Here is a 26,926-nt window from a genome sequence, read left to right as displayed (position 1 = left end):
GGCTCCGCGCTAGGAATGACGCCGTGATCACGACGATCCGGGACCGGCAACCGACGGACGTGCCGGCGTGCGTCGACGTGCTGGCCGAGGTGCACCGTCTCGACGGCTACCCGCTGAACTGGCCCGCCGACCCGAAGGGATGGCTGCGGCCGGCCGAGCTGCTGCGCGCGTGGGTCGCCGAGGACGAGGAAGGGACCGTCGTCGGTCACGTCGCGCTGCACCGCACCGACGGGCCGCCCACGGAACGCACCGACGGGCCACCGCTCGAGAACGCCGGCGAGCCGCCGACGTTCCGGCCGGCGCTGGAGCACGAGTCGGCGGCGGAGGTCGCGCGCCTGTTCGTGGCGCCTCGCGCCCGAGGCCACCACGTCGCCAGGCGGCTGCTCGAGCGGGTACGGCAGTGGGCCGCCGGCCGTGGCCTCGCCCTCACGCTGGAAGTCGTCGACGGCCCGGGCTCGGCCGCCGTCGCTCTCTACGAGCGCAGCGGTTGGCGTCACACCGGAACGACCACGGCGGACTGGACCGATCCGGCCGGCAGCCCCGTCACGATGCGCCACTACTCCCTCCCCCGGGACGCCCGCCCGCACTGACGTCACGCGCCGGCCGGCCGGGGCCGGAGCGGTGGACGGGCGGGCCGAGCCGGCCGTGGCGGCTCACCAGCCGGACCCGCCCGGCGTTGACCTGCGTAAATCCGGCTAAGATCGGCTGATTTGTCGCGTCGGCCGGCGGGCTCGACGATCCCGACGCCCCATGGGAGACGAGATGAGCAATGCGCAGCGGCGGTTCTTCGGCGGTCTCGCCGCCGACAGTCACGGCGTGGACGACGACCGGCCGCCACTGGTGCTGGTGCACGGGCTGACGTACGACCGGAGCCAGTGGGCGCCGACCCTGCGCGAGTTGGCCACTCTCGACCCCGACCGGCGGGTGCTGGCCCTCGACCTGCCCGGGCACGGCGAGTCTCCGGGGCGCGACTCCTACGGCGCGGGGGAGGTCACGGAGGCCATCCACGCGGCGGTGACGGACGCCGGGCTGGACCGGCCGGTGCTGGTCGGCCACTCGCTCGGCGGAGCGTTGGCGACGAGCTACGCCGCCCGCTACCCGACCCGCGGGGTGGCGAACGTGGACCAGCCGCTGCTGCTGGGCCCGTTCGGCGCGATGCTGCGCCGCAGCGAGCCGGTCCTGCGGGGCCCCGAGTATCTGCAGCTCTGGGGCTCACTGCTGGCCGGGATGGGGATCGACCAGCTGCCGCCGGACGCGCAGGATCTGGTGCGTACGGCCACCACCCCGCGGCAGGACCTGCTCCTCGGGTACTGGAACGACATCCTGGTGACCGCGGACGAGGCGTTCACCGAGCAGCGGGTGCGGGACCTGGAGCGAATCCGGTCGCTCGGCATCCCGTACCACTATGTGACGGGCGGCGAACCGGCCCCGGCCTACCGGGAGTGGTTGGAGTCGATGCTTCCCGACGTGACCATCGACGTGCTGCCGGGCGGCGGCGGTCACTTCCCGCACCTGGCCGAGCCGGCCGCGTTCGCCCGGATCATCGCCCGGATCGGCACCGGCCACCGCTGATCCGCACGGCGGCCGGGAAAAGCGGACGGCGACCGCCGCACCCGGGTGACGGGGTCATCCGGGTGCGGCGGCGACCGCCTCAGCAGGTGGCGGTCAGGCCGGCCCAGTCGGCGCGGTCGTTGTAGCCGCCGTCGCCCGCGTCGCCGACCACGAGGTCGAGCACCCGGACCCCGGTGAGGTCGACGTCCACCGGCTGGACGGCGTCGCGGGTCACGACGCCGCTGTCGTACAGAACCTTGCCGTCGCCGACGACCTGGAAGGTGGACGTGCCGCCCTCCGGGCCGACGTTGCGGACCGCGTCGTCGATGCCGACGACGGCGGTGAGCCGGCTGCACCGGTCGCCCACGTAGTAGCGGACCGTGGACGGCGAGGCGACACCGAGGCCGGTCGCGTACACCTGGCCGAGCATGCTGATCGGCGAACCGCCGCCGACGCTCTGGTCGACGGTCGGGCTCATCCACCCGCTGGTGGCGCTGATCCACGCGTGGTGCGACAGGACGGCCTCGCCGTCCGGCGGCGTCGGCGCGACGACCAGGGTGGACGCCGTCCGCTGGCGGACGGTCCCGTGGCCGAGGACGTCGTACGAGGTGGTGGCGGTCAGGGTGGCGGTGCCGGCGGTCGCGGAGGGCGGCAGGGCCACCGCGAAGGCCACGGAGGTGGCGCCGCCGGGGGCGAGCAGCTTCGGCGCCGGGCCGAGCGGACGGGCCGTCCAGCCCTCGGGCGTCGTCAGCGTGACCTGCGGCGCGAGAACGGGCAGCAGACCGTCGTTGCGGACGGCGACCTCGACCCGCGCCTCGTCACCGCCCGCGAGCACCGGCGCGGAGCCGGCCGGCAGCGCGTCGCCGCCGACGTGCGTGACCTGCGGGAGGCTGGCCGTCACGTGCGGAACGCCCGGCAGGCCGCTCGCGGCGCCGACGCGCAGCAGCGCCGCGCCGTGGGCCGGGACGGCCGCGCTGATGGTGCCGGCGCTCTCGGTGACCTGGTCGGTCCAGGCGTTGCGGACGGTGAACCGGTGGCCGGACAGGCCGACCGTGGACGCCTTCGTGGTGAGCACGGCCGGGGTCTCGCCCCGGTTGAGCAGCACCACGGCGCGGTCGCCGTCGGCGAGGCGCTTCACCCACGTCTCCGTGGTGCCGGCGGGGCCGACCCGGACGGCCTGCACGGCCGCGCGGTCCTGGTTGATGGCGAGCATGTCGGGGTCGGTGAGGATGCCGACGGACGTGTCGCTGAGCTTGCGGACGTCGCTGCCGATGACCAGCGGCGCGGCGGCCACGGCCCACAGCGTCATCTGCGTACGGAACTCCTCGTCGCTCATGCCGAGTTCCGGGGCGAGGTAGTCCGGGTCGTTGTAGCGGCCCGGGCCGGCGACCTCGGGGTGCCGCGCGTTCGCGTCGTAGTTGCGCAGCACGTCCTTGAACTTGATGTCACCGACGAAGCCCACGTCGGTGTACGTGCGCCACGACTGCGCGATCTCCGGCGCGTAGGTCCAGGAGTACGTGGACTGCTGCTCCTCCGGGTAGGTGCCCCAGTCGGGCGAGGTCACCGGGTTGCAGAGGTTGAAGATGATCGGGCGGCCGCTGGCGTTGTTCCGCAGGGCCTGCGCGAACTCGGTGTAGACGGTCTTCGGGTCGAGGTTCGCGGCGATCCCGCACAGGAAGTCGACCTTCACGGCGTCGAACTCCCAGGCCGCGAACTGGTCGGCGTCGCGCTGGTAGTGGCCGCCGCTGCCGAGCCCGCACTTGCCCGGGATGTAGGGGCCCGCGTCGGTGTAGATGCCGGCCCGCAGGCCCTTGGCGTGGATGTAGTCGACCAGGGGCTTGAGGCCCTTCGGGAAGCGGGTGCGGTCGGCCTGGAGGTCGCCGGCGGCGGTGCGGGGCTCCGGGTCCTGCCAGCCGCCGTCGAGCCAGACGATGTCGTACCCCGCCTTGGCGAGGCCGCGGGACACGAGGGCGTCGGCGACCTCCCGTACGGACTGCTCGGAGAAGTTGCCGCCGAGTCCGAAGTAGGTGTTCCAGCCCTGGTAGGGGGTGGGGCTGAGCACCTGCTGCGAGGCCGGCCGGGCGTCGGGGGCCGGCGCGGCCTGGGCCGGCGCGGGCACGACCAGCAGGCCTGCCGCGAGGGCGAGCAGGCCTGTGAGGGCTTGACGTTTCACATCGGATTCCTTTGCTCCCGGGGTGGGCGGACGCCCCGAGATCGTGCATCCGGTGACGAAGACGTGTCAATAATATTTCGTAAATTACGAGTTCTAGGGTTGGTCGACGCTCGCCCCGTGGTCGTCGTTCCGACCGTGCCGCCCGGGGGCTCCAGCCCCTCTCACGTCACGCGCGCTCGCCCGCGCCACGCCGCTTCCGGGCGGCGTACGCCCGCCGCATCTTCACGTAGTTGCCGCAGCCGGCCATCGAGCACCAGCGGCGCGCCTGGTTGCGGGAGGCGTCGTAGTAGGCCCAGCGGCAGGTCTCCCGGTCGCACACCTTGAGCCGCGCCCAGGTGCCGTCCTCGGCGCACCGCCGGACCGCGTCGACCAACGCGGCCAACGCCTTCTCGACCGCGCCGTCGCCGGCGGCCACGAGACGCGGGTGACCGCCGGTGAACGTGAGCCGCACGGGCACCCGCGCGAGGGCGTGGTCGAGGTGGTCGAGGGCGGCCGGGTCGCCGGGATGACCGGCGTGCCCGAGCAGGACCGACCGGAGGCCCTCGCGGATGGTGACGGCCACCGCGAGGTCCGTCGGCCCCAACCGCGCGTCGGGCGCGATCAGGTGCCGGGCCGCGAACCAGTCCCGCAGCCGGTCGGGTGTGGTCAGCTCCTCCTCGTCGACCTGCGGCTCGAGGGTGTTGACGAAGTCCCGCACCAGCCGGACGGCGGGTGGCACCGCGGCGTCGTCCTCCACCGGCGACCTCCTCGATCTCTACACCACCGTAACGCCTTGACAGGTGTGACGGCTTCTGCGAGCGTCCTATGTACACCAACGAAGCCGTTTCGCCGGTGTAGCAGGACGACGATCGTCCCGGAAGGAGGCGTCGTGGCCGCCACCCTCCGGGACGTCGCCCGCCTCGCCGGCGTGTCGGTCAAGACGGTGTCCAACGTCGTGAACGGGTACGCCCACGTCAGCGACGGGGTGCGCCGCCGCGTCCTGGAGGCCGTCGAGCAGATCGACTACCGCCCCAACCTCGCCGCCCGGCACCTGCGCACCGGCCGCACCGGGCTGCTCGCGCTCGTCCTCAGCGGTGTGCCGTGCGCGGACGAGTTGGCCCACGCCGTCATCCGCGTCGCGGCGGACCGGGGCTACCGGGTCGTCGTCGAGCAGGTCGGGTCCGACCGGCGGCCCGGCGCGCCGCCACGCGGTGTTCCGGCCGACGGGATCCTGCTGGGCGCGGACGTGGTGCCCCGGGATCTGGTCGAGGCGCAGGTGGCCGCCGGCACGCCGCTCGTCCTGCTCGGCGAGGGCCGCGACGAGCGCTGCGACCGGGTCGCCCTCGACACCGCGCGTGCCGCCCGGGACGCCACCGACCACCTGCTGCGCACGGGACGCCGGAGGATCGCCGCCATCGGCGCTAATCCGCGCGAGTCCCCCGCCGCGCCGCGTCCCCGGACCGCCGGCTACCGGGAGGCGCTGCGCCGTGCCGGCGTCACCGTGCCGCGCGCCTACCTGCGCGCCACCCCGCACCACCACCGCCGTGACGGTTACCAGGCCGCCCGGTCGCTCCTCGCGCAGAAGCGACCCCCCGACGCGATCTTCTGCTACTCGGATCCCCTGGCGATCGGCGCGATCCGCGCCGCGGCCGACGTCGGGCTGCGCGTGCCCGACGACGTGGCGGTCATCGGCCTGGGCGGCAGCGAGGAGGGCCGGTACTCCCGGCCGTCGTTGAGCACCGTGTCCGTCGACGTCGACGCCATCGCCCGGACGGCGCTCACCCGGATCGTCACCCGGATCACCTGCCCGGAGGTCGCGCCCGTCGAGGTCACCGCGCCGCACACCCTCCTGGCGCGGGAGAGCGCGCCGCTCGGCTGACCCTCGCGGGTCACCGGGCCCGCAGGCGCCGCAGCGCGGCGGCCACCGTGGCGACGCCCTCCTCGATGTCGGTCGCGGTGTTGGCGGCGTACCCGAGGACCAGACCGGGCCGGTGCGTCCGCTGGCAGTGCCACGACAGGGGCTGCACCTTCACCCCGCGCTCCAGCGTGGCGGCCGCCAGCGCCGCGTCCGCCACGTCGTCGTCCACCGTGACCATCAGGTGCAGCCCGGCGGCCGCGCCGTGCACCGTCGCGCCCGGCAGGTGGCGGCCGATGGCTGCGACCATCGCGTCCCGGCGGCGGACGTGGCGGCGCCGGAGCAGCCGGAGCTGCCGCTCCAGGGCGCCGGAGGTCATCAGCTCCGCCAGCACCACCTGCGGGAGCACGGAGGTGCCGAGGTCGGCGTTGCGCTTGGCCGCCACCACGGCGTCGCGGTGGCGCCGGGGCACGAGGAGCCAGCCGACCCGCAGCGCGGGCGCGAGCAGTTTGGAGACGCTGCCGGCGTAGCAGACGTGCTCCGGCAGCAGGGCCCGCAGCGCCGGCACGGGTGCGCGGTCGTAGCGGTGCTCGGCGTCGTAGTCGTCCTCGATCACCAGGCCGCCCTCGCGCGCCCAGTCGACGAGCCGGCGACGCCGGTCGCCGTCGAGCACCACGCCGGTCGGGAACTGGTGGGCCGGGGTGAGCATCACGGCACGGGCGCCGGTGGCGGCCAACTCGTCGACGCGCAGACCGGCGGCGTCCACGGCGACCGGCGGGGTGGCCACTCCCCAGTTGTTCAGGTGCTGCCGTACGCCGAGCGACCCCGGCTCCTCCACGGCGATCCGGTCGATGTCGTCGCGGCGCAGCGCCTGGGCGAGCAGGCCGAGCGCCTGGGAGACACCCGCCGTCACGATCACGTCCGCGGGGTCGGCCGCGATGCCCCGGTTGCGGGCGAGCCAGGCGGCGACCGCGGCACGGAGCGCGGGCGCGCCGCGCGGGTCGCCGTAGCCGAGGTCGGCCGCCGCGAGGCGCCGCAGCACGGTCCGCTCGGCGCGCAGCCAGTCCGCGCGGGGGAAGGCGGCCAGGTCGGGTACGCCCGGGGTCAGGTCGATGCGCGCGGGCGCCGCGCGTACGGCGTCGAAGATGTCGCTGCCCGGGGCGGACGGGAAGAGCGTGGCCGGCGTCGGCGCGGCGGCCGCCGGCGGGGCGGGCGGCGCCGGCGGCGCGGCGACGACCACGGTGCCGGCCCGCCCGCGACCCGCGATCCGGCCCTCCTCCCCCAGCCGCTGGTACGCCTCGGTGACGACGCCCCGGGAGACGCCGAGGTCGGCGGCGAGCACCCGGGACGCGGGCAGCCGGTCGCCCACGGCGATCCGCCCGTCGGCGATGGCGTCCCGCAGCCGGGCGGCGAGCCAGGCCGCCCGCCCACCGTTCGGCGCCTCGGCGACGTCCAGGTGCAGGAAATCCGATCCGGCCCTTATGGACCCCTCGACCGACCCGGTTTTGGCCCTGCTCATCGGACCATCCTGGCAGCAGGGTGGGAAGGGCGGCATCCGTGGGTGCCGCGGGCCACCGCACGGAGGGATCCTCGTGAGCATCGCGTTCCTGGTCACCACGCTGGTCGTGGTCGTCACCCCGGGCACCGGCGTGATCTACACGCTGTCGGCCGGCCTGTCCCGGGGCGCCCGGGCCGGCCTCGTCGCCGCCGTCGGCTGCACGCTCGGCACCGTGCCGCACCTGCTCGCGGCGGTCACCGGGCTGGCCGCGCTGCTGTCGGCCAGCCCCCCGGCGTTCCACGCCATGAAGTACGCGGGCGTCGCCTACCTGCTGTACGTCGCCTGGTCGACGATCCGCGACCGCGACGCGTTCACCCCGGCGGCGGATCCGACGCCCCGCCCGGCACTGCGGGTGATCGTCACCGCGGTGCTCGTGAACCTGCTCAACCCGAAGCCGACGCTGTTCTTCGTAGCGTTCCTGCCGCAGTTCGTCGATCCGTCCGGCCCCGGCGCCACCCGCGGGATGCTCGCGGCCGGCGGGGTGTTCATGCTGCTCACCCTCGTGGTGTTCAGCGGCTACGGGATCGCCGCAGCCGCCGTGCGGGACCGGGTGCTCGCCCGGCCGCGGGTCACGACCTGGCTGCGCCGCACCGTGGCCGGCACGTTCGTGGCGCTCGGCGTCTCCCTCGTCCTCGCCGACCGGTAGGAGGTCCTCCATGCGCTTCCAGCATTCCGCGCCCGTCCGGGCGGCGTTCCCGGACCTCGTCGCCGGTGTCGTCGTGGCCACCGGCATCACCCCGGACGTCGCCACCGGCGTCCGCGTCGGGGAACTCGCCGACCGTGCCCGGGCCCGCCTCGGCGGCGGCACGGAGGCCGGCCTGGCCGAGATCCAGGCGTGGCGGCGGGCGTTCGCCGCGATGGGCCTCAAGCCCACGCAGTACCGGTGCGCCTCCGAGGCGCTGCTGCGACGGCTACGGATCGACGGGAAGCTGCCCCGGCTGCACCCTCTCGTGGACCTCTGCAACGCGGCCTCGGTCGCGTACGGCGTGCCGGTCGCCGTGCTCGACCTGGACCGGATCTCCGGCGACCTGACCGTGCGGCACGCCCGCGGCGACGAGGAGTACGTGACGTTCGGCGGGAGCGTCGAGTGCCCGGAGCCCGGCGAGGTCATCTTCGCCGACGCGGCGGGACGGGCCCACGCGCGGCGCTGGACCAACCGGCAGAGCGGCTGGTCGGCCGTGCGCGCGGAGACGTCGCGGGTGCTCGTGGTGGCGGAGGGGCTGCACGCCACGGCCGCCGCCGACGTCGCCGCCCTGGTCGACACGCTCCGGGCCGACGTGGCCGCGTTCTGGTCACCGCCGGACGCGCACGCCGTGCTGACCGCGTCGGCGCCGGAACTCGACGTGCCAGCGCCGGAACTCGACGTGCCGGCGCCGGCCGGCGGTCAGGCGGACTCGCCCGGGGCCAGGTGCCGGTAGCCGGGGACGGTCTCGGAGAACCAGCCGGTCACGCTGGCCAGGCCGCGCTCGTTGAGCTGCGCGTCGTGGATGGTGTACGCCGCCCGCGCGCCCACCTCCCGCGCGAACGCGATCGCCTCGCCCAGCCGCATCCACGACGCCTGACCCGGCAGGAGCAGCGTCTCCACCGGCTCGTCGGGCACGTGCAGCGAGTCGCCCGGGTGGTAGAGGCCGTCGCCCACGACGTAGCCGAGGTTGGCGCAGTCGGGCATGCCGCCGTGGATCGCGGCGTGCCGGCCGCCCACCGCGGTCACCGGGAAACCGGCCGCCGTGAACCGCTGCCCGGCCCGCACCCGGGTGACCGTCAGCGGCGCCAGGTCGGGCAGGCGGGCGCCCTCCGGGGCGTACACGGGCACGCCGAGGCCGGCCAGCCGCAGCACGTCGACATGGTCGGTGTGCTCGTGGGTGAGCAGGACGGCGTCCGCGCCCGCCAGCGCGGACGGTTCGCTCCACACACCCGGATCGAGGACCAGCACCGCGCCGTCGTGCTCGAGGCGTACGCAGGCGTGGGTGAACTTGGTGAGACGCACCAGGCGATCCTCCCCGATCCGCTGGGATGATCGGGGGCATGGAGCAGCCAGCGCGGCGGGGGCACCGGTGCGTGCCGCACACCGCCGACGTACGGATCGAGGCGTGGGCGCCCACCCGCGAGGCGTGCGTGGCCGAGGCGGTGACCGCGCTCGTCGAGACGTTCACCGACCCGGCCGGCGCCCTACCCGGCCCGGAGCGGGAGTTCCACGCACCGGCCGCCGCCGACGCCGACCTGCTGGTCACCGTCCTCGACGAGGTGGTCTTCCGCATGGACGCGGCGGACGAGCTGCCGCTGACCACCGAGGTGACCGACGACGGGGCCGGGGGCCTGCTGGTGCGTTGGCGGGTGACCGCCACCGACGCGGTCGAGCTGGTGGGCGCGGTCCCGAAGGCGATCTCCCTGCACGAGCTGCGCTTCGGCCGCGACGGCGACCGGTGGTCGTGCGCGGTGACCCTCGACGTGTGACCGCGCCCGCGGTCAGCCCTTCACCACCCCGATCGGCACGAGCCGGGCCACCTTGCGGCACAGCCCCGCGCCCTCGGCCGACTCCACCACCGCCGACACGTCCTTGTACGCCGCCGGCATCTCCTCGGCCAGCCCGCGCCGGGACACCCCGCGCACCGCGACGCCCTCAGTCTCCAGCTGCCGGCGCGGATCGGCGCCCTTCTCCGCCTTGACGGCCTGCTTGCGGCTCTGCACCCGCCCCGCGCCGTGACACGTCGACGCGAACGCGGGCGAGCCGGGTACGCCGGTGAGCACGTACGAGCCGGTGCCCATCGAGCCCGGGATGAGCACCGGCTGCCCCACCCCGCGCAGGTCGGCGGGCAGGTCCTCGTGCCCCGGCGGCAGGGCGCGGGTGGCGCCCTTGCGGTGCACGCAGAGGCTGCGCCGGGCGCCGTCGACCTCGTGGCTCTCGATCTTGGCCAGGTTGTGCGAGATGTCGTAGACCAGATCCAGACCGTCGCCCGTCTCGCGGGTGAAGACCCTGCGGGCGGCGTCGGTCAGCAGCTGACGGTTGGCCCGCGCGTAGTTGGCGGCGGCCGCCATGGCCCCCAGGTAGGCGCGGCCCTCGTGGGAGGAGACCGGCGCGCAGGCGAGCTGGCGGTCCGGAACGTCGATGCCGTAGCGGGCCATCACCTTCTCCATGCCCCGCAGGTGGTCGGTGCAGATCTGGTGGCCCAGCCCGCGGGACCCGGAGTGGATCATCACGCAGACCTGGCCGGCGTGCAGGCCGAACGCGGTGGCCGCGGCCTCGTCGTACACCTCCTCGACGACCTGCACCTCGAGGAAGTGGTTGCCGGAGCCGAGGCTGCCGACCTGGCGCGCGCCGCGCTCCACCGCCCGCGCGCTCACCTCGCCCGGGTTCGCGTCGTCCACCGCGCCGTAGTCCTCGCAGCGTTCCAGGTCCCGCTCGACGCCGAAACCGCGCTCCACCGCGTACCGGGAGCCGCCGCGCAGCACACCGTCGAGTTCTGCCGGATCGGTCAGGTGCCAGACGGCGCCCTTGCCCATGCCACGCGGCGTGGCCTCGGCGAGCCCGTCCATCACGGCGTCGAGCCGGGGAGCCAGCTCGGCTCGGTCGAGCCCGGCCGCGAGCAGGCGGACCCCGCAGGAGATGTCGAAACCCACGCCGCCGGGCGAGACGACACCGCCGTGCGCCACGTCGGTGGCGGCCACCCCGCCGATCGGGAAGCCGTAGCCCCAGTGCACGTCGGGCATGGCGTACGACGCGTCGACGATGCCCGGGAGGGTGGCCACGTTCGCCACCTGGTCCAGCGACCTGTCCGCTCCGGCGTCGGGCAGCAGCGGCCGGGTCGCGAAGACCACGCCGGGCACCCGCATCGGGTCGTGCCGGTCGATCCGGAACCGGTACGGCGACTCCTCCACCAGCTCCATGGCACCCGGGCTACCCGGGCGCGCCGCGCTTACACGCCCCGGCCGGCGGCGCACCGCCACTCATGTGTCGCCGCGCCGACGCCCGGGTACTGCGCCCGACATGCCCGCACGTTTCGAGGACTACCCCCGCATCGCCATCGTCACCGGAGCGGACTCCGGCATCGGCAAGGCCTGCGCCGTGGCGCTCGCCGAGGCCGGCTTCGACATCGGCATCACCTGGTACGGCGACCCCGACGGCGCGGAACGCACCGCCGCTGAGGTGCGCGGCGCCGGGCGCCGCTGCGAGGTCGCCGAGATGGACCTGACCCGACTTCCGGACGCCGCCGGCGTGGTCGACGAGCTGGCCGACCGGCTCGGTGGCGTCGGCGTCCTCGTGAACAACGCGGGCACCGGGGCGTCCGTGCCGTTCGTCGACACCGGGTGGAGCCAGTGGCGGGAGGTGCTCTCGGTCGACCTCGACGGCCCGTTCCTCTGCGGGCAGCGGGCCGCCCGGCGGATGCGCGCGGCCGGCGCCGGAGGGCGGATCATCAACATCACCAGCGTGCACGAACACGCGCCGCGCGTCGGGTCGGCCGCGTACTGCGCGGCGAAGGGCGGCCTCGGGCTGCTCACCAAGGTGATGGCGCAGGAGCTGGCCGCGGACGGGATCACCGTCAACGCCGTGGCGCCCGGCGAGATCTCGACCCCCATGACCGGGCAGGAGGACGTCGACCCGTTCACCCAGGAGCGGCCCGGGGTGCCGGTGGGGCGGCCGGGCCACGCCCGGGAGATCGCCGCGGTGGTCACGCTGCTGGCCTCGCCCGCCGCCGCGTACGTCACGGGCGCGTCCTGGCCGGTCGACGGCGGCATGTTGATGATGGGGCCGCAGGCCAACGCCCTCACCACGCACGACTGGCGGCGGGTCGAGCCGTCGTGACCCGGGCCGCTACCCCGGTCGGTCGACGACCGACGCGCGGTTGACGTAGGCCACCTCGGCGGCGAAGGCCGCCAGCGCGACCACGGCGCCGACGCCGATGGCGTACGTCGGCGACAGCCCCGCGAGCGAGGTCAGCAGGGTGACGCCGAGGCCCCCGATCAGCGCGTTCACAGCGCCCACCATCGCCGCCGTGGTGAGCAGCATCTGCGGCCAGCCGGGCCGGCTGCCGACCGCCGCCCAGGTGGCCCGTGCCGGCTCGCCGCCCGACACCGCGTCGGCGAAGAAGTCCTGGTCGCCGGCGAGCCGCCGGTGGTAGTACGCCCGGATGCGCTGCATCCGGACGAGATCCACCTCGTTCTCCACCATGTTCTGCACGAGGCGCAGGAACGTGAGCAGGCCGGTGACCAGCAGGGTCGGCAGCACCGCCCCGAGGTACGGCGGGACGAGCGCTGCGGTGCTGGAGACGAATCCGAGCCCGACGAGCGAGGCCGACAGCAGCGTGAGGAACACCGTGGCCCGGCCGACCGACTCGTTGACCGTCGCGGTACGCGAGGTCTGGAGCACGAAGTGCTCGGTGGTGAGGGCCGTGAGCAGCGCCTGCTCGCGTTGCGCGTCGTCCATTCCTCCCACCGTCCCCGTCGACGGGCGCGTCACCGTCACCCTACGAGCCCCAGGGCTCGCCGACCGGGCTCGTCACGAACGGGACAGCGATCGGCAAAGCGGGCACGTATCCTCGGCCGTCAGAGCTGATCACCGGCGCCGCACCGGCGGCCGGGCCGGAAGGGGGCCGGGATGCGGCGGCCGGGCGGCTGGCGGAGGGGGCGCACGCCCCGGCAACGGCGGGCGTTCGCCGTCGGCGGAGGGCTGCTCGGCGCGGCCACGGTGATGCTGCTGGCCGCCTGGCGCAGCACCGGCTTCCTCAGTGACCTGCTGCTCAACCTGGGCGCCAGCGTGGTGCTCGCGGCCATCTCGTACGTCATCTTCGACCCGCTGTTCGAGGAGGCCCGCAAGGCCCGGGTGCAGGAGCACCTAAGCTTCGACCAGCAGGCGTTCGTGGCCCGGTTGCACCGCAGCGGTCGGCGGGTCCGCATCCTCGACACCTGGACGATCCTGCTGGAGCAACGGCACCGGGAGACGACCCTCGACGCGGTCCGGGCGGCCCTGCGCAACGGCGCCCAGGTGCAACTGCTGCTGCTCGACCCGGACTGCACGGCCGCGCAGCAGCGCTCCGAGGAGTTGGAGCGGCAGCGGGTCGACGTGCCCCGCCAGATCCGGGCCAACCTGCGGCACCTCGCGGCCTTCCACCGGTCGCTGGAGCCCGCGCTGAAACCCCGCCTCCAGGTGCGCATCTACGACGCGTCGCCGTCGATCCAGCTCTACCAGTGGGACGGCCAGGCCCTCATCTCGTTCTTCCCCATCGGCAAACTGTCGTTCAACGTCCCCCAACTCGAGGTCGACATGGACAGCCCGTGGGGCGGGTTCGTGCACGCCCGGTTCGAGGAGTTGTGGAAGCACCAGCAGGCCACCCTGCCGCTGGAGCGCTACTGGTCGATCACAGTGACGCTGCACGACGGCGACTCCGACGTGGCCGAGGTGCAGGTGCCGTACGTCCTGGTGGACGGGCGACACTACATCGACTGCCGCGCCTTCCGGCTCAGCCGGCCGCTCACCGCCCGGGCACAGTTGCCGGCGCGTACGCCCGGACCGGCGCGGGTGTTCGCGCTCGTCGACCCGGCGGACGGCGACCCGGTTCCGGTGGCGTCGGTGGCCCGGCACTTCGACCAGAAGTACGGCCCCGGCGACGGCGAACGGACCATCCTGCGGCTGGTCCCGCAGCGGGCCGCCGAGGCCCGTACCCCCGCTCCGCGCTCCCCCGCGGCAGCCGACCCGCCGGCGCGCTGACCCCGGTCGGCCGGTGCGCTCCCGGGCGGCGGGACAATGGTGGGGCGCCGGCGCGTCCCCGCCGGTGCGGGCCCACGAGCAATCGGCAGGAGAACGGTCACCGTGTCGGATGTCCCCCGCTCGGCGCCCCCAGCGCGAGACGAACTCCGCGCCGACTGCGCCCGCTGCTTCGGGCTCTGCTGCGTGGCCCCCGCCTTCGCCGCCTCGGCCGACTTCGCCATCGACAAGCCCGCGGGGCAGCCCTGCCCCAACCTCCGCCCGGACCACCGCTGCGGCATCCACGCCGAGCTGCGCGGCCGCGGGTTCCCCGGCTGCACGGTGTTCGACTGCTTCGGCGCCGGCCAGCGGGTCGCCCAGGTGACCTTCGGCGGTCGCGGCTGGCAGGAGGCCCCGGAGACCGCACGCGCCATGTTCGACGTCTTCGCGGTGGTGCGGCCGCTGCACGAGCTGCTCTGGTACCTGACCGAGGCGCTCGCGCTGCGCCCACCGGCCGCGCTGCGCGAGGACCTCGAACGGGCACGCGCGGAGACCGTACGGCTCACCGCCGGCAGCGCCCAGGAGCTGCTCGCGCTGGACGTCGACGCGTACCGGGACCGGGTCAACCCGCTGCTGTCGCGGGCGGGGGACGCGGCGCGGAGCCGGGGCGGGCGGCCCGGCCCCGACCACCGGGGCGCCACGCTGTTCGGTGCGGACCTGCGCGGCGCCGACCTGCGCGGGGCCAACCTGCGGGGGGCCGTTCTCATCGGGGCCGACCTGCGCGGCGTCGACCTGCACCTCGCCGACCTCACCGGCGCGGACCTGCGGGGCACGGACCTGCGCGGCGCCGACCTGCGGGGCGCGCTGTTCCTGCACCAGGCACAGCTCGATGCGGCGCGCGGCGACGCCCGGACCGCGCTGCCCGCCCGGCTCACCCGGCCGGCGCACTGGACCGCGCTGCCGGTGGTCCCGGTGCGCCGAACGCCCCGACCCCACCCGTCACGATCCGCGCGCCGGCGCTGAGGTCGTCGTCCCCGCGGATCCGCACCCCCCTGCGTCGTTGCGAATCCAGGCCTGGGCCGGGTTGATCCACCCAACTTCCGGGATGTCGTCCCCTCCCCGAGCGCCAGAGGCCACTAGATCCCTGATGTTGCGCAGATCTTGGCGCGGCGAGCGGGCCGGCGCCGCGCACAGCGCGGGCGGCGCGCACCGCGCCGCCGCCGAAGGACCGCGGCTTGATCCACGCAACTTCCGGGATGTTGTCCTCTCCCCGAGCACCGGACCCCACTAAATCCCTGAAGTTGCGCGGATCTTGGGTGCGCGACGAGCGGGCCGGCGGCTCGCACTGCTCGGGCCGGCGGCTCGCGCCGCCCGGGGGCCGCGACAGCGTCGCCGCCGAGGCGACGCGGCTTGATCCACGCAACATCCCGGAACTTGTCCCCTCCCCAAGCGCCAGAGGCCACTACATCCCTGATGTTGCGCGGATCTTGGACGCGGGCAGGCGGCCCGGCCGGCTCGCGGCGCGGCCGGCGCCGCTGCCGCCCGGGGCCGCCGGCACGAGGCGGCCCGCACGAGGCGGCCGGCACGAGGCGGCACGCACGAGGCGGCATGGGGCGGTAGTCCCGGCCACCGCCGCGGCGGGGCCGTCGACGCGCGCGGAACGGTTTACGACTCGTCTTCGGTGGCGCGCAGCCCCGCGTACACCGGGCACGCCGGGCAGCGTCCGCGGTCGCAGAGCCGGCAGAGGTGTGCCAGGCTGCGGGCGTCGGTGACCTCGTGGCGCAGCAGGGTCCGGGCGGCTTCGGCGAGGTGTGTCCGCTGCTCCGCGCTGAGCGGCGCCAGCAGCTCGGCGAGGGCCTCCTCGCGGGCCCGCAGGACGTCGCCCGCCGCGGCGGCGCCGGCCGGGGTCAGGTGCAGGGCGCGGCTACGGGCGTCCGCGCCGGGTCGCCGCTCGACCCAGCCCTGTTCCCGCAGCCGGCGGACGAGGTGCGCGGCCCCCGGCTGGGTGAGCCCCAGCACCTGACGCAGCCACTCGGCGGTCACGCCAGGTTGGTCCTTCAGCACGACGAGCGCCTCGGCCAGGACGCCGCCCGCTCCCGCCGGCCCCGTCACGGCGGTCCGCATCCGGGAACTGACGAGCAGGGCCAGCGCGCCGAGGAGGTTCGGAGCACCGTCGTCGGGTAGATACATAAGTCATGAATGTACCGCGTCGCGCCGTGGCCCTCATCGTCCTGATGAACCTCGCGTACCTGCCGGTGGCGATGCGGCAACTGCTCGTCGTCCTGCTCGGTCACCACCACACCGGCAGTTTCGCCAACGCCGGGATCGCGAGCGCGGCCTGCGGCGTCGGGTTGGCGCTCACCGCACCACTGGCCGGGCGGCTGCTGGGACGGCTCGGCGACCGGCCGGTCCTCCTCGCCACCGGCGCCGGGCATCTGGCCGCCCTGCTCGGTCTCGCCGTCGTCACCCACCCGGTGGGGTTCGTGGCGCTGGCCGCCGTGGCCGGCCTCAGCAGCCCGCCGGTGATGGGCAGCGGACGCGCCCGGATCGCCACCCTCGTCCCCGCGCCGGCACTCGGCCGCGCCTACGCCGTCAACGCGGTGGGGCAGGAGCTGCTCTACGTGGGTGGCCCCCTCGCCGTGACGCTGAGCCTCGCCGTGACCGGCCCGGCCGGCGCGCTCCTGGGCTTCGCCATCGTGGGCAGTATCGCGCTGGTCGCCACGGCAGCCGTGCTGCCCCGCGCGCGGCGCGACGGCCACACCGCGACGACCGCGACGCCGCCCACCGGCCGGGCCACCCTCCGGACCCTGCTCGGCACGCACGTCGCGTACACCACCTGCATGGGCGCCATGTGGGTGCTCGTTCCGGCGTTCGCCGCCGCCGTCGGGCAGCCCGACCAGGCCGGGCTGCTCGTCACCGTCTGGTCGGCCGGCAGCCTGGCCGGGGGCCTGCTGCTCGCGCGCCGCGGGCGGCCGGGCAGCCCGGCCCGGGCGTACGTCGGGCTCCTCGGCGTCCTCACCGTCACCTCGCTCGCCCTGCCACTGCCCCGCACGGTCGTGCAGATGGCCGTCGCGCTGGCCGTCTTCGGGCTCGCGCTCGCCCCGTGGCTGGCCGTCACCGACGAGATCCTGGCCCTGGCCACGCCCGCGCCCCGGCTCGCCGAGGCGTACGGCTGGCTGCTGACCGCCGGGCAACTCGGCGTCTCGCTCGGCTCGGCGACCAGCGGCGCCGTCAACGACCGGTTCGGAAACGCCGCCGCGTTCCTGGTGGTCGGCGGGGCGCTGACCCTCGCCCTCGCCACGGCCGTCGTGCGACGCCGCACCCTGCGCGCACCCCACCCGGCCGGCGCGACCGAGACCCAGCCGCCCCAGCCGGTGGCACCGGGTGGGGCGGTGAGCTGACGTTTCGCCGGTTTGCCCCCGGGTAGCCAACGCCGAGCGGGAACGGCACCGACAGGAGGCGACCGTGGGCTTTCGAACGCGGCAAAGCGAGCAGCCGGTCGATCCGGAGCACGCCGAGGACGAGGCCGGCCAGGCCCGGCTCGTCCAGGTCGAGGCGGACACCGACGTCCCGCCGCCGGACGACACCGATGTGCGGCCGGACATCGTCACCGAGGACGACGGGTCGGGAGTCGCGGGCGGGTCCTCCGGCAGCAGCGGCGGCGGCTCCGGCATGCCGGGACACCCGGACGCGACCCGCTGACCGTCGCCGCAGTCCGCGGGCTCGCGGTCCCGGTGCTCGGCCCGGTTTCGCGTCCCACAGGACGGGGCAGGAGACCCGCATGACCGACGAACGCCTCGACCGCAGCGACACCGACGAGCCCGATGGCACCACCGCGTTCCAGGCCTCGCTGCGGCAGCCCGGCGAGTCCCTGCCCGGGGCCGCCACCGGCGACGACTTCGCCGACCTGCCCGCCGAGGACGCCCGGCCCGCGCGCGAGACCAGCCGCGCGGGCTACGACGTGGACGACGTCTCCGGCGCCCTCGACCCGAACCGCTGACGGCCCCGGGCGCGCGTCGGGCCCCGCGCCCGACGCATGCGTCGGAACATGATCGACTCCGTCTCGCCGATCTGGCGGTATCCCCCGCACCGGAACCCCGCCACTTCGCCGATACGGAGTCGATCAAGCCCGGCCGGACGGCGACGAGGGCCCGAGAGGCGCGGTCAGCGGACGCCGACGGCCGCGCGCGCCTCGGTCATGCCCCGGTTGGCCAGCGCGTCGGCGCGCTCGTTCTCCGGATGGCCGTTGTGTCCCTTCACCCACAGCCAGGTGACCCGGTGGCGGGCGCAGGCCGCCTCCAGCCGCTGCCACAGGTCGGCGTTCTTGACGGGCTGCTTCGCGGCGGTCCGCCAGCCGTTGCGCTTCCACGACGCCAGCCAGCTGGTGATGCCGTTGCGCACGTACGTGCTGTCGGTGGTCAGCTCGACGGCGACCGGCCGGGTCAGACTCTCCAGCGCCTGGATGGCGGCCATCAACTCCATGCGGTTGTTGGTGGTGGGGCTCGCCTCGCCGCCGCACAGCTCCCGCTCGTGGTCGCCGTAGCGCAGCAGCGCGCCCCATCCGCCCGGCCCCGGGTTGCCGCTGCACGCACCGTCGGTCCAGATCCGCACCACTCTGCCGGCGTCCACCATGCCGGCAACCTACCCGCCACCCCGGTCGCCGCCGGGCACCGGGCCGCCAGCCTCAGAGCGTGTCGATGTCCGGGGCCAGGCGGCGCACCAGCCGGAAACGCTTGGCCACCACGGGCGTGTCGTCGTCCACGGTGAACTCGGGATCGCCGAGCTCGGCGCGCACCTCCGGGCTGTGCCAGAACGCCTCGTGCCCCGCCCGCCATTCGGCCACCGATTCGTCGCCCTCCCCCTCGTCGAGCACGTGCCGCAGGTCCACGTCCACGAGCCGGACCACCCGCACCTCGGTCGTCTCGATCACGGCCACCGGTCGCCGCGCGGAGTCCACCACCACCGAGCGCGCCCCGACGGAGGGCAGCGGCTCGCCCGCGCGCTCGTAACCCAGCGCCAGGGCCGTCGTCGTGGTCTTCGCCCCGGAGAGGATGGCGGTCACCAGCTTGTCGCGCAGCGGGCCGGGAAACGCGAACTCGGCGCGGGGAAGATGATCGAGGTCCATTCGGCCCAGGGTAGCGGCGCTCGGCTAAGGTCCGGTCCGTGGAACGGCACATCACCTTCGATCGTCTGCACAACTTCCGGGACCTCGGCGGATACCGGGCCGCCGACGGGCGCGCCGTGCGGTGGGGGCTCGTCTACCGGTCCGACTCCCTCGGCAAGCTGACCGGTGCCGACCTGGCGCGCTTCCAGGAGCTGGGCGTGCGTACGGTGATCGACCTCCGCTACCCGTGGGAGATCGCGGCGCGTGGCCGGGTGCCGGAGCTGGACGGGCTGGCCTGGCACAACCTCAGCGTCGAGCACCGCCCGTACGACCAGGCGACCATCGACCCGGCACTGGACCCGTGGCGCTACCTCGCGGACCGGTACGCGGAGGTCGCCGCCGACGGCGCCGAGGAGCTGCGCCGGGCGCTGGAGGTGATCGCGGACGCCGATGCGCCGCTCGTCTTCCACTGCGCCTCGGGCAAGGACCGCACGGGCCTGTTGGCCGCGGTGCTGCTCGCCCTGCTCGGTGTGGACGACGACCAGATCGCCGCGGACTTCGCGCTGACCGAACGCGCCACCGAACGGCTGGTCGCCGACTGGCACGCCCTGCACCCGGACCGGACGCTGGTCTGGCCCGCCTACGGGCGGGCACCCGAGGAGATCATCCGGCTCTTCCTGGCCGACCTGGCCGCCGCGTACGGCTCGGTCCGCGCCTACGCGACCGACCGGCTCGGCGTGGACGACGACCTCGTGGCCCGGCTGCGCGACCGGCTGCTCGACGCCTGACCCCTTCGGGACGGGCGCCGCGCCGGCGGGTCCGAGTGCGGCTAGGTGGCGGTCAGCAGGGGTACGCCCTCCACCACGGCCCGGATGCGGTAGTGCCGGGCGAGGATGCGGCTCACCTCGCCGGACGCATCCACCTTCGCCGGGTCGCTGTTGAGCACGACCAGCGCGGGCCGGTCCGGGCCGTCGAGCATGGCCCGCAGCCGGGGCAACGCGCCAGGAATCTTCTCGATGGGTCTGCCCCACAGGTACGGATAATCGGTCGCCCGTTGCGCCAGGAAGTAGATGTTGCTCTGGGAGACGAGCACGAAGATCCGGTCGTCCGGGGCGGTCGCGGCGCGGACCACCGCCGCAATCCGTTCGTCCCGCCGGGCGAGGCCGTAGTACGGAATCCGGTCCTGCCGTTCGGCAGTGGAGGCCGGCACCAGCGCGCCGAGCCAGACCAGCTGGGGCAGCAGGGCGATCGCGGCAGCGGCGAGCCGCAGCCCCGGCCGCGGGACGGCGGTGATCGCGACGCCGGCCAGCACCGTGAGCGGCGGCAGCAGCTGGACGTAGTAGTGCGGCCAGTACGAGCCGCCGAGGTTGACGCCGAGGGCGGCGGCGCCGAGCCAGGCGAGCAGGATCCACCTCGCGAACCGGGAGCCGCGCAGCAGCCGAACGCCGACGCCGGCTACCGCGGCCAGCACGGCCAGGTCCTGTGCCACCGTGCCAAGGCTGCCGGTGAAGTCCGCCCAGCGCGCACCAGGGCCGGTGGCTGGGCCGTTGAGCGCGGCGACCTGGTAGCCCACGAGGGCCGTCCAGTAGTCGCGCCAGCCGACGTGCCAGCCATGCACTGCCGACAACGCGACCGGCACGGCGGAGGCGGCCAGGAAGGGCGCCACCGGCGGGCCGGCCACCGGGCGGTGCCGCGCCGGGACGAGGAGCACCGCCAGACCGACGGCGATCCCGTCCACGCCGGACGGCTTCATGGTGACGGCGATCCCGGCCGCGAGACCGGCGGTCACGAGCCAACCCGCCGACGGGTACCGCCGCCAGAGCAGTGACGCGGCCACGGCGAGCGTCGCCGGCGCGCTGGCGAGCAGTTCACCGTTGAGGGTGAAGCCCTCGATGTGCGGGGCGACGCCCGCCACGGCGTACACGCCGGCCGCGACGACGCCCGCCCGAGGATTGACGAGGAGCCAGGCGATCAGCCCGACGAGCACCGTGATGGCGAGCCCCGCCGCCACGGCGCCGAGCCGGATGGTCCAGCCGGCGTCGTCGATCCACAGCAGGAAGCGGTACGTCAGCAGCAATCCCTGCGGCCGGTCCAGCCATGCCTCCCCGTACAGCCGGGCGCCCCGCGACCACTGCTGGACGACGTGCGCGTAGCCTCCCTCGTCCATGCCGAGCCCGGTCCCGACGAAGGGCAGGCGGAGCAGGGCGGCGGCCAGCGCGCACGCGAGGATCGCTCCGGCGGTCCGGCGGGTGGCGGGCCGGGATTGGTCAGGGCCGATCTGGTCTCATCCTCTCCTCCTCGGTCGGCGCGACGGGAGTGGCGATCAGGGAGCGGCGCTTACCCGTTCCGGTCCTCGTCACGCCTCGGAGCGCTCGGGCCGCGCGAGCGGCGTATGCCAGCGACCGGGACGAGCCGCCAGCCCGCCGGCCGCGCCCAACGATCCGCGCAACATCAGGGATGTGGTGGCCTCCGGCGTCGCGGAGGGCACAAGTTCCGGGATGCTGCGCGGATCAAGCCGCGTCGCCTCCTCGGCCGCTCTGGCAGGCTTGACCACCGTGAACGCTGACGGGTACGGGCCCCGCGCCGGGGCGCGGAAGACGATCGACGAGCCGGTGGCCGCCGGCCGGCAGCCGGAGGTGCGCGACGGCGCCCACCTCGGCGGGCGGGCGGTCCGCGTGGCGCAGGCGCCGGCCCCGGAGGCACACGCGCCGACCCGGGAACCGCACGCGCCGACTGTGGAGGTCCGGTGATCGACGAGGCGCGCGGCCAGGCGGTGATCCGACCGGCCGAGCCGGACGACGTGCCGGTGCTGCACCGGTTCATCGTCGAGCTGGCCGAGGCCGAGGACTTCCCCGGCGAGGTCACCGCCGAGGCGCGGGACGTGGCCGAGGCCCTGTTCGGGGCGCGGCCGGTGGCCGAGGCCGTGGTCGCGACGGTCGACGGGGAGCCCGTCGGGTTCGCGCTCTTCTACCCCACCTACAGCACCATCCTGGGCCGGCCGGGCATCCACCTGGAGGATCTGTACGTACGGCCCGAGTGGCGCGGTGGCGGGCTCGGGCAAAAGCTGCTCGCTCACCTCGCGGAGCTGGCCGTGCGCCGCGGCGGCGCCCGCCTGGAGTGGTGGGTGCTGCGGACGAACGACCCGGCGCTGCGTTTCTACCGGCGGCTGCACGCCCGCGCGCTCGACGAGATCGAGGTGCTGCGCCTCGACGGTGACGCGCTGCGGCGGCTCGCCGGCGACGAACCGGCCGGGTGAGTCACCCGGCGATGTGCTCGGGCGGGGCCGGGGCGGCGCCGCCGCGCACCGGGGCCGAACCGGAGGCGTCGCCCCCCTGTGGTCCCGGGGCGGCGCCGTCGCGCACCGCGGCCGGCACGGGCGGCGCCGGTCGCCGCGGGCCGAGCCGGTCGCGCAGCCGGTGCAGCGCGTCCCCGGCGGTGGCGGCGACCATCGGCAGCGGTCGGGTCGACCGCATCACGGCGAGGTCCTCGGCGGCCGTCGTGGTGCCGTCGAGGAACCGCAGCACCCGCTCGGCGGGGTTGCGGTCGAAGAGGCGGTCGAAGAACTCGGGGCCGCCGACCCGGCCCCGGTCCAGCGCCCGCAGCGCCACCGCGTCCATCCAGCGGTGCCGGCGAGGGTACGCGGGCGCCGGCACCGGCGGCCGGCCGGCGGCGAGGGCCGACGCGATCTGCTCGGCCTGGCGGCGCATGGCGGAGAACGTGAACCCGGTGGAGGGCCGGGTCGCGCCGCCGGCCGTGCCGAGGCGGACCACCCGGGGCGACGGCCGGGTCACGAACGGGCCGTCGGTCATGGGGATCACCCCGTTCTCGACCTCCCGGACGGTCAGCCGGGCGCAGTCGAGGCCCAGCAGGTCCCGGTACGCGGAGAGGGCGGCGTCGTAGCCGGCGCCGGTGAGCAGGGTGGGTGAGAACTCGGTGTACTCGACCAGCGCGTACCGGTCGCTGACGGGCAGCAGGTAGCCGAAGGACACGCCCCGGGCCGGTTGCGGGGTACGGAAGTCCATGAGCACCGCGCGCCCCGGGTCGAACACGGGGGTTTCCGCGGCCAGCCACCAGCCGCGGAAATGTTGCAGCCAGTGGGTGCGCCCGGGCCGCGCGGGCGGGCGCGGCCGCGAGTCGAGCACCCACCCGGCCCGCACCGTGGGGCCGCCCCCGGCCGTGCGGACCAGCACCCGCTCCCCGTCGTCGTCGACCCGGTCGACGGGAGCGAGCACCCGGGTCACACCGAGACGCCGCTCCGCCTCGGCCGCCCGCTCGTAGAGCGGCCCGGAGCGCAGCATGGCGTACCGCAGCGGGGCGAGGTCGAGGACCCGGCGCGCGGCGGGCGTGACCACCTCCGCCTGTCGCCAGCTCGCGCTGAGCAGCGGGTCGAGGTCGCCGCCGGGCTGGTCCCAGAACGCCCACGTCCGGTCCTGGCCGCGCCGACGCACCGGGTCGACGACGGCCACCCGCAGCCCCCGGATGCCGTGCCGGTCGAGCGCGGTGAGGACCAGGGTGGCGGCGCCGCCGCCCCCGACCAGGGCGAGGTCCACGTCGACCGGTGCGGTGTCGCGCATCCGTCCACGCTGCCACACGGCGCCCTCGCCACGGTCGCCGGTCGGCCGGTCGGCGGCCTCGCGGGCGGTCGGGGCGCGGGCGAGGCGGTCAGGAGAGCCAGCAGACGACGGCGTCACCGTTCTTCGCCGCCGCGGTGAAGTAGTCGCGCACGTACGGCAGGAAGTGTGCCACCCACTCCAGCTCCCCCGGGCGGTCCCAGGCCTGCGGGTAGATCTCGGCCCGCGCCAGCTCGGCCGGGTCGACCCCGCCGATCAGGTCCTCAGCGGTGAGGTCGGCGAGCGCGGCGGCCGCCTCGGCGACCTGCTCGGGGGTGAGGTAGCGGGGTGGCCCGTAGCCCCAGTCGGTCTCCGGGTCGGACAGGACCTCCTGGGCTGCCTCCCCGTCGTCGGGAAGTTTCACGAACCACTCCTCCCCGGCCACGATCGACACGGGGAAGCCCCGCCGGTCGAGCAGGAAGTCCAGGGCGTGCCAGGCCTTGTCGGTGCCGGAGCGACGGGGATCGGCCGGAGCCTCCGCCTCCTCCGCGGCCTCGATCCGCTCCGCCAGGTCGTACGCCCAGTCGAGGTCCTCCTTCGCCCGCGCCAGCTCCGCCGCCGAGACCCGCAGCCAACTCCCGTGCATGCCCATGGCCGCGACCCTAGACGGCCCGTCCGACATCGAGATCATCGCGTGAGCGCGGGCGCGTCGGCGTCGGGCGCGGGTGGGTCGGCGTAGGCGCGGGCCACGGTGGCCCGGTCGAACACCCGCCAGGTGGCGGCGGAGACGGCGACCGCCACCACGAAGCCCACCCAGTACGGCGCCGTCAGCCCGAACGTGTTCGCGACGACCCCGCCGAGCAGGGCGCCGAGGCAGTTGCCGCCCGCGGCCACGAAGAGCGTGGTGCTGGCGACCCGCCCCTGCAGCGGTTCCGGGGTCAGCCGCTGGCGCAGCGAGTTGGCCACGATGTTCCACAGCGCGCTGTGCGCGCCGAAGGCGAGCAACGCGACGCCGATCAGCGCCGCGCTGCGGGACGCCGCCAGCGCGAGGTGCAGACCGGCCTCGACCAGCAGGCCGACGCGGACGGTCCACGTGGCGCCGACACGGGCGATGAGCCGGTCGCCCACCACGGCGCCGAGCACACCGCCGGCAGCCATGCACGTGAAGAGCGCCCCGTAGCCCACCGAGTCGAGCCCGAGCCGGCGGGTGGCGAGCAGCACGAGCACCGCCGTGGCCGCCGTCAACGTGACGTTCAGCAGGCCGATGAGGACGGCCATCGTCCGCAGGAGCCGCTGCCCGGCGAGCCAGCGGAACCCCTCGAGGATCTCCGCCCGCACGGACCGCCGGCGCGGCCCGCCGGCCGGGTCGGTGCTCGCCGGGGCGCGGTAGCGGCCGCCCACGAGGGCGATGAGGACGGCGCTCAGGGCGTACGTGGCGGCGTTGACCAGGAAGGGGCTGCTGGCCGCGAGGGCGAAGAGGAAGCCGCCGAGCGGGCCGGCCAGCATCCCGTGCATCAGCGTGGTGCCGCCGTTCAGCCAACCGTTGGCGCGTTCCAGCCGGGCCCGGGGCACCACGGCGGGCAGCAGCGCCTGACTCCCGGCCCGGAACACGATCTCGCCGGTGTTGACGGCGAACAGCACGGCGTAGAGCAGCGCCACGCCCGCCCGGTTGGTCACGATCGCGACGGCCAGGACCGCCAGCGCGGCGACGCGTACCCAGTCGATGACGACCAGGAGCCGCCGCCGGTCGACCCGGTCGACCAGGACACCGCCGGGCAGCGCGAACAGCAGCCACGGCAGCCACGCCACGGCCGACGCCGCGGCCACCACGAGCGGGTCGTCGCTGCGCGACGCCACGAACAGCGGGGCCGCGACCGTCGCCAGCCCGCTGCCGAAGGCCGACAGGGTGCTCGCCGCCCAGATCTTCGCGAACCTCGGCCCGAGCCGCTCCCCCGTCCGTCCCGTCACGGCGAGCGAACCTACCAGCGTGGGGCGACACCCGGCCGGGTCGGCACGGGCCGCCCGCAAGCGGTCAGCGGGGGCGGGACGGGCCGGCCGGAGCGCGTGAACCGACCGGAACGTGCCGGCGTTTCCGCAGCTCCCTCCCCTGCCGGGTGGACACGTGACGGCAAAGAGGATTTCTCATTTTCACCGGATCGAGGGGCCAACCGCCCTAGTGTTGGGCACACCGGTGCTTGTTGCGGAGTTGGCCACCCGAACGACGTCCCAGTGCTCAGCGGACGAAAAGTGAGGGAAGACGCGTATGAAACCGAAGACAGTCCTCGTGTCGGCGGCGGTCGGCGTAGGGCTCGGCACTCTCCTGCTGCCGGGCGCCGCCCTCGCCGAGACGATCGTGTCACCGGCCAGCACTCCGGTGGGCGGCACGGTCGTGCTCACCGCGACAACCTGCAATCCCAAGTCGGGAGACGCGATCTTCCGCGTCACCGGCCCCAACCGCGACGAGAACGTACGCTCCACCACCGCCGCGCCCGGCGGTGGGCTGAGCGCCGAACTGTTCACCGCCGGCTTCACGCTCGGCACCTACACGGTCACCGCGACCTGCGGTGACGGCAGCGCCGCCGGCAGCGCGACCTTCACCGTCACGCCGATCGGCGGTGCCCCCGCCGGTACCGGCGGCAGCGGCGACGGCACGGGCGCCCTCGCCGCGGGCGGCACCCTCCTCGGCGCGGCCGCGGCCGGCGCCGTCCTGCTGCTGCGCCGCCGGCGCCCCACGTCCACCATCGCCTGACAGACGCCCACCATCCCTGGGTACGGGTGCCCGCACCGGCGACGCCGGTGCGGGCGCCCCCACGGACGGATACGGAGGTGCACCCGTGTGGCGAACACGTGCGGACGGACAGCCGACGGCTCTCGCCGTCGCGACCGTCGCCCTCGTGGCCGTGACCGGCGCCGGACTGGTCACCGCCGGGCTGAGCGCCGACCCGCCTCGCCCTCCGCAGCCGGTGGCCACCACGCCGGCGCCCTCCCGACCCGCGCCCGACCTGTCCCCGTTGCCCTCGTCGGCGCCGACGCTCGTGCGGATCCCGGCGATCGGCGTACGGGCGGAGGTCGTCCCGGTCGGCGTGGACGGCACGGGCGTGGTGGAGGTGCCACCGGCCGACCGGCCCGGAGTCGCCGGCTGGTACCGGTACGGGGTCACCCCCGGCGAGACGGGCAACGCCGTGCTCGTGGGGCACGTCGACTCGCGGGCCGGCCCGGCGGTCTTCTTCAATCTCGGCCGGCTGCGGCCCGGCCACACCGTCCGGGTCGCCCGCGCCGACGGGAGCGTCGCGACGTTCACCGTGGACCGGGTGGCCGCGTACCCGAAGGACCACTTCCCCCACGACATCGTCTACGGGCCCGCGACCACGGCGGGGCTGCGCCTCGTCACCTGCGGCGGCCGGTTCGACGAGGGCTCGGGCAACTACACCGACAACATCGTCGTGTTCGCCACCCGCACCGGGTGAGCGCCGCCGC

The 26,926-nt window shown here is 75.2% G+C and carries 30 protein-coding genes; 17 read left to right on the top strand and 13 right to left on the bottom strand.

The genetic code is table 11. The features are described from left to right. Nucleotides 1-23 precede the first annotated feature (23 nt). Nucleotides 24-590, top strand: coding sequence for a GNAT family N-acetyltransferase (locus ACSNOA_RS16870; RefSeq protein WP_436659439.1), 567 nt, complete (start codon nucleotides 24-26; stop codon nucleotides 588-590). Nucleotides 591-762: 172 nt separating this feature from the next. Then, nucleotides 763-1,572 (top strand): alpha/beta fold hydrolase, encoded by an 810-nt coding sequence (locus ACSNOA_RS16865; RefSeq protein ID WP_436659438.1) that lies wholly within the window; start codon nucleotides 763-765, stop codon nucleotides 1,570-1,572. A gap of 79 nt (nucleotides 1,573-1,651) precedes the next feature. Here the strand turns inward: ACSNOA_RS16865 and ACSNOA_RS16860 are convergent, their stop codons facing one another. Both ACSNOA_RS16860 and ACSNOA_RS16855 read right to left on the bottom strand, forming a co-directional pair. After that, the gene (locus ACSNOA_RS16860; RefSeq protein WP_436659436.1) at nucleotides 1,652-3,724 is read right to left on the bottom strand and encodes an NPCBM/NEW2 domain-containing protein; all 2,073 of its coding nucleotides are present in this window, start codon (nucleotides 3,722-3,724) and stop codon (nucleotides 1,652-1,654) included. 166 nt (nucleotides 3,725-3,890) lie between these two features. Beyond that, a complete protein-coding gene (locus tag ACSNOA_RS16855) occupies nucleotides 3,891-4,460 on the bottom strand; it encodes a CGNR zinc finger domain-containing protein (RefSeq protein ID WP_436659434.1) in 570 nt (189 codons plus the stop codon). A gap of 132 nt (nucleotides 4,461-4,592) precedes the next feature. Between ACSNOA_RS16855 and ACSNOA_RS16850 the strand changes: the two genes are divergently transcribed. Continuing rightward, complete coding sequence (locus ACSNOA_RS16850) at nucleotides 4,593-5,582, top strand: LacI family DNA-binding transcriptional regulator (protein ID WP_436659432.1); 990 nt, start codon at nucleotides 4,593-4,595, stop codon at nucleotides 5,580-5,582. 10 nt (nucleotides 5,583-5,592) lie between these two features. On the opposite strand, the gene ACSNOA_RS16845 is transcribed toward ACSNOA_RS16850, so the two are convergent. Further along, entirely contained in the window at nucleotides 5,593-7,077 is a 1,485-nt protein-coding gene (locus tag ACSNOA_RS16845; protein ID WP_436659430.1) for a PLP-dependent aminotransferase family protein, read from the bottom strand. 73 nt (nucleotides 7,078-7,150) lie between these two features. Here ACSNOA_RS16845 and ACSNOA_RS16840 point away from each other — a divergent pair, with 73 nt between their 5' ends. Continuing rightward, a complete protein-coding gene (locus ACSNOA_RS16840) occupies nucleotides 7,151-7,762 on the top strand; it encodes a LysE family translocator (protein WP_436659428.1) in 612 nt (203 codons plus the stop codon). Nucleotides 7,763-7,772: 10 nt separating this feature from the next. Further along, nucleotides 7,773-8,534, top strand: a complete 762-nt coding sequence (locus tag ACSNOA_RS16835; protein WP_436659427.1) for a B3/B4 domain-containing protein — start codon at nucleotides 7,773-7,775, stop codon at nucleotides 8,532-8,534. Here ACSNOA_RS16835 and ACSNOA_RS16830 read toward each other — a convergent pair. Beyond that, the gene (locus ACSNOA_RS16830; RefSeq protein ID WP_436659425.1) at nucleotides 8,501-9,103 is read right to left on the bottom strand and encodes an MBL fold metallo-hydrolase; all 603 of its coding nucleotides are present in this window, start codon (nucleotides 9,101-9,103) and stop codon (nucleotides 8,501-8,503) included. The genes ACSNOA_RS16835 and ACSNOA_RS16830 overlap by 34 nt on opposite strands. A gap of 26 nt (nucleotides 9,104-9,129) precedes the next feature. Here ACSNOA_RS16830 and ACSNOA_RS16825 point away from each other — a divergent pair, with 26 nt between their 5' ends. Beyond that, the gene (locus tag ACSNOA_RS16825) at nucleotides 9,130-9,570 is read left to right on the top strand and encodes an archease (RefSeq protein WP_436659423.1); all 441 of its coding nucleotides are present in this window, start codon (nucleotides 9,130-9,132) and stop codon (nucleotides 9,568-9,570) included. A gap of 12 nt (nucleotides 9,571-9,582) precedes the next feature. Here ACSNOA_RS16825 and ACSNOA_RS16820 read toward each other — a convergent pair whose 3' ends face one another. Beyond that, nucleotides 9,583-11,001 carry an RtcB family protein gene (locus tag ACSNOA_RS16820; RefSeq protein WP_436659422.1) on the bottom strand — a complete coding sequence of 473 codons (1,419 nt, stop codon included), beginning with the start codon at nucleotides 10,999-11,001 and terminating at the stop codon, nucleotides 9,583-9,585. A 100-nt stretch (nucleotides 11,002-11,101) separates the two neighbouring features. Here ACSNOA_RS16820 and ACSNOA_RS16815 point away from each other — a divergent pair, with 100 nt between their 5' ends. Beyond that, on the top strand, nucleotides 11,102-11,917 hold the full coding sequence (locus ACSNOA_RS16815; protein ID WP_436659421.1) for an SDR family oxidoreductase: 816 nt from the start codon (nucleotides 11,102-11,104) through the stop codon (nucleotides 11,915-11,917). 9 nt (nucleotides 11,918-11,926) lie between these two features. On the opposite strand, the gene ACSNOA_RS16810 is transcribed toward ACSNOA_RS16815, so the two are convergent. Then, nucleotides 11,927-12,538, bottom strand: coding sequence for a hypothetical protein (locus ACSNOA_RS16810; protein WP_436659419.1), 612 nt, complete (start codon nucleotides 12,536-12,538; stop codon nucleotides 11,927-11,929). Nucleotides 12,539-12,709: 171 nt separating this feature from the next. Between ACSNOA_RS16810 and ACSNOA_RS16805 the strand changes: the two genes are divergently transcribed. Together ACSNOA_RS16805 and ACSNOA_RS16800 are read left to right on the top strand one after the other, a co-directional pair. Continuing rightward, nucleotides 12,710-13,819 carry a DUF5919 domain-containing protein gene (locus ACSNOA_RS16805; protein ID WP_436659418.1) on the top strand — a complete coding sequence of 370 codons (1,110 nt, stop codon included), beginning with the start codon at nucleotides 12,710-12,712 and terminating at the stop codon, nucleotides 13,817-13,819. A 102-nt stretch (nucleotides 13,820-13,921) separates the two neighbouring features. Beyond that, complete coding sequence (locus ACSNOA_RS16800) at nucleotides 13,922-14,818, top strand: pentapeptide repeat-containing protein (RefSeq protein WP_436659417.1); 897 nt, start codon at nucleotides 13,922-13,924, stop codon at nucleotides 14,816-14,818. A 642-nt stretch (nucleotides 14,819-15,460) separates the two neighbouring features. Here the strand turns inward: ACSNOA_RS16800 and ACSNOA_RS16795 are convergent. Continuing rightward, complete coding sequence (locus ACSNOA_RS16795) at nucleotides 15,461-15,985, bottom strand: MarR family winged helix-turn-helix transcriptional regulator (protein ID WP_436659416.1); 525 nt, start codon at nucleotides 15,983-15,985, stop codon at nucleotides 15,461-15,463. A gap of 5 nt (nucleotides 15,986-15,990) precedes the next feature. Here ACSNOA_RS16795 and ACSNOA_RS16790 point away from each other — a divergent pair, with 5 nt between their 5' ends. The 3 genes from ACSNOA_RS16790 to ACSNOA_RS16780 all read left to right on the top strand — a co-directional run bounded on the left by ACSNOA_RS16790 (nucleotide 15,991) and on the right by ACSNOA_RS16780 (nucleotide 17,795). Continuing rightward, nucleotides 15,991-17,196 carry an MFS transporter gene (locus ACSNOA_RS16790; protein WP_436659415.1) on the top strand — a complete coding sequence of 402 codons (1,206 nt, stop codon included), beginning with the start codon at nucleotides 15,991-15,993 and terminating at the stop codon, nucleotides 17,194-17,196. Nucleotides 17,197-17,260: 64 nt separating this feature from the next. Further along, nucleotides 17,261-17,497, top strand: a complete 237-nt coding sequence (locus tag ACSNOA_RS16785; RefSeq protein WP_436659414.1) for a preprotein translocase YidC — start codon at nucleotides 17,261-17,263, stop codon at nucleotides 17,495-17,497. 79 nt (nucleotides 17,498-17,576) lie between these two features. After that, entirely contained in the window at nucleotides 17,577-17,795 is a 219-nt protein-coding gene (locus tag ACSNOA_RS16780; protein ID WP_436659413.1) for a hypothetical protein, read from the top strand. A 164-nt stretch (nucleotides 17,796-17,959) separates the two neighbouring features. Here ACSNOA_RS16780 and rnhA read toward each other — a convergent pair whose 3' ends face one another. Next, a complete protein-coding gene (rnhA, locus tag ACSNOA_RS16775) occupies nucleotides 17,960-18,427 on the bottom strand; it encodes a ribonuclease HI (protein WP_436659411.1) in 468 nt (155 codons plus the stop codon). 52 nt (nucleotides 18,428-18,479) lie between these two features. After that, on the bottom strand, nucleotides 18,480-18,920 hold the full coding sequence (locus ACSNOA_RS16770) for an ASCH domain-containing protein (RefSeq protein ID WP_436659410.1): 441 nt from the start codon (nucleotides 18,918-18,920) through the stop codon (nucleotides 18,480-18,482). A 38-nt stretch (nucleotides 18,921-18,958) separates the two neighbouring features. On the opposite strand from ACSNOA_RS16770, the gene ACSNOA_RS16765 reads away from it, so the two are divergent. Beyond that, nucleotides 18,959-19,687 (top strand): tyrosine-protein phosphatase, encoded by a 729-nt coding sequence (locus ACSNOA_RS16765; RefSeq protein ID WP_436659409.1) that lies wholly within the window; start codon nucleotides 18,959-18,961, stop codon nucleotides 19,685-19,687. Nucleotides 19,688-19,728: 41 nt separating this feature from the next. On the opposite strand, the gene ACSNOA_RS16760 is transcribed toward ACSNOA_RS16765, so the two are convergent. After that, on the bottom strand, nucleotides 19,729-21,066 hold the full coding sequence (locus ACSNOA_RS16760; RefSeq protein ID WP_436659408.1) for a hypothetical protein: 1,338 nt from the start codon (nucleotides 21,064-21,066) through the stop codon (nucleotides 19,729-19,731). A gap of 388 nt (nucleotides 21,067-21,454) precedes the next feature. Here ACSNOA_RS16760 and ACSNOA_RS16755 point away from each other — a divergent pair, with 388 nt between their 5' ends. Both ACSNOA_RS16755 and ACSNOA_RS16750 read left to right on the top strand, forming a co-directional pair. Then, entirely contained in the window at nucleotides 21,455-21,649 is a 195-nt protein-coding gene (locus tag ACSNOA_RS16755; protein ID WP_436659406.1) for a hypothetical protein, read from the top strand. Next, nucleotides 21,646-22,155 carry an N-acetyltransferase family protein gene (locus ACSNOA_RS16750; protein ID WP_436659405.1) on the top strand — a complete coding sequence of 170 codons (510 nt, stop codon included), beginning with the start codon at nucleotides 21,646-21,648 and terminating at the stop codon, nucleotides 22,153-22,155. Before ACSNOA_RS16755 ends, ACSNOA_RS16750 begins: the two co-directional genes overlap by 4 nt. Before the next feature lies 1 nt (nucleotide 22,156). Here ACSNOA_RS16750 and ACSNOA_RS16745 read toward each other — a convergent pair whose 3' ends face one another. The 3 genes from ACSNOA_RS16745 to ACSNOA_RS16735 form a co-directional block, all read right to left on the bottom strand. Then, nucleotides 22,157-23,473, bottom strand: a complete 1,317-nt coding sequence (locus ACSNOA_RS16745) for a lycopene cyclase family protein (protein ID WP_436659404.1) — start codon at nucleotides 23,471-23,473, stop codon at nucleotides 22,157-22,159. Between the two features lie 88 nt (nucleotides 23,474-23,561). Beyond that, complete coding sequence (locus ACSNOA_RS16740) at nucleotides 23,562-24,101, bottom strand: DUF1877 family protein (protein ID WP_436659402.1); 540 nt, start codon at nucleotides 24,099-24,101, stop codon at nucleotides 23,562-23,564. Between the two features lie 35 nt (nucleotides 24,102-24,136). Next, nucleotides 24,137-25,417, bottom strand: a complete 1,281-nt coding sequence (locus ACSNOA_RS16735; protein ID WP_436659401.1) for an MFS transporter — start codon at nucleotides 25,415-25,417, stop codon at nucleotides 24,137-24,139. Nucleotides 25,418-25,712: 295 nt separating this feature from the next. Here ACSNOA_RS16735 and ACSNOA_RS16730 point away from each other — a divergent pair, with 295 nt between their 5' ends. Both ACSNOA_RS16730 and ACSNOA_RS16725 read left to right on the top strand, forming a co-directional pair. Next, the gene (locus tag ACSNOA_RS16730) at nucleotides 25,713-26,198 is read left to right on the top strand and encodes a hypothetical protein (RefSeq protein WP_436659399.1); all 486 of its coding nucleotides are present in this window, start codon (nucleotides 25,713-25,715) and stop codon (nucleotides 26,196-26,198) included. An 85-nt stretch (nucleotides 26,199-26,283) separates the two neighbouring features. Then, nucleotides 26,284-26,916 (top strand): class F sortase, encoded by a 633-nt coding sequence (locus ACSNOA_RS16725; protein WP_436659397.1) that lies wholly within the window; start codon nucleotides 26,284-26,286, stop codon nucleotides 26,914-26,916. The last annotated feature ends 10 nt before the right edge of the window (nucleotides 26,917-26,926 follow it).

It is taken from the genome of Micromonospora sp. URMC 103, from assembly GCF_051386435.1.
GTDB lineage: Bacteria > Actinomycetota > Actinomycetes > Mycobacteriales > Micromonosporaceae > Micromonospora.
The sequence above is the reverse complement of the archived record's forward strand: the minus strand, read 5'-3'. Positions and strand labels throughout refer to the sequence as shown.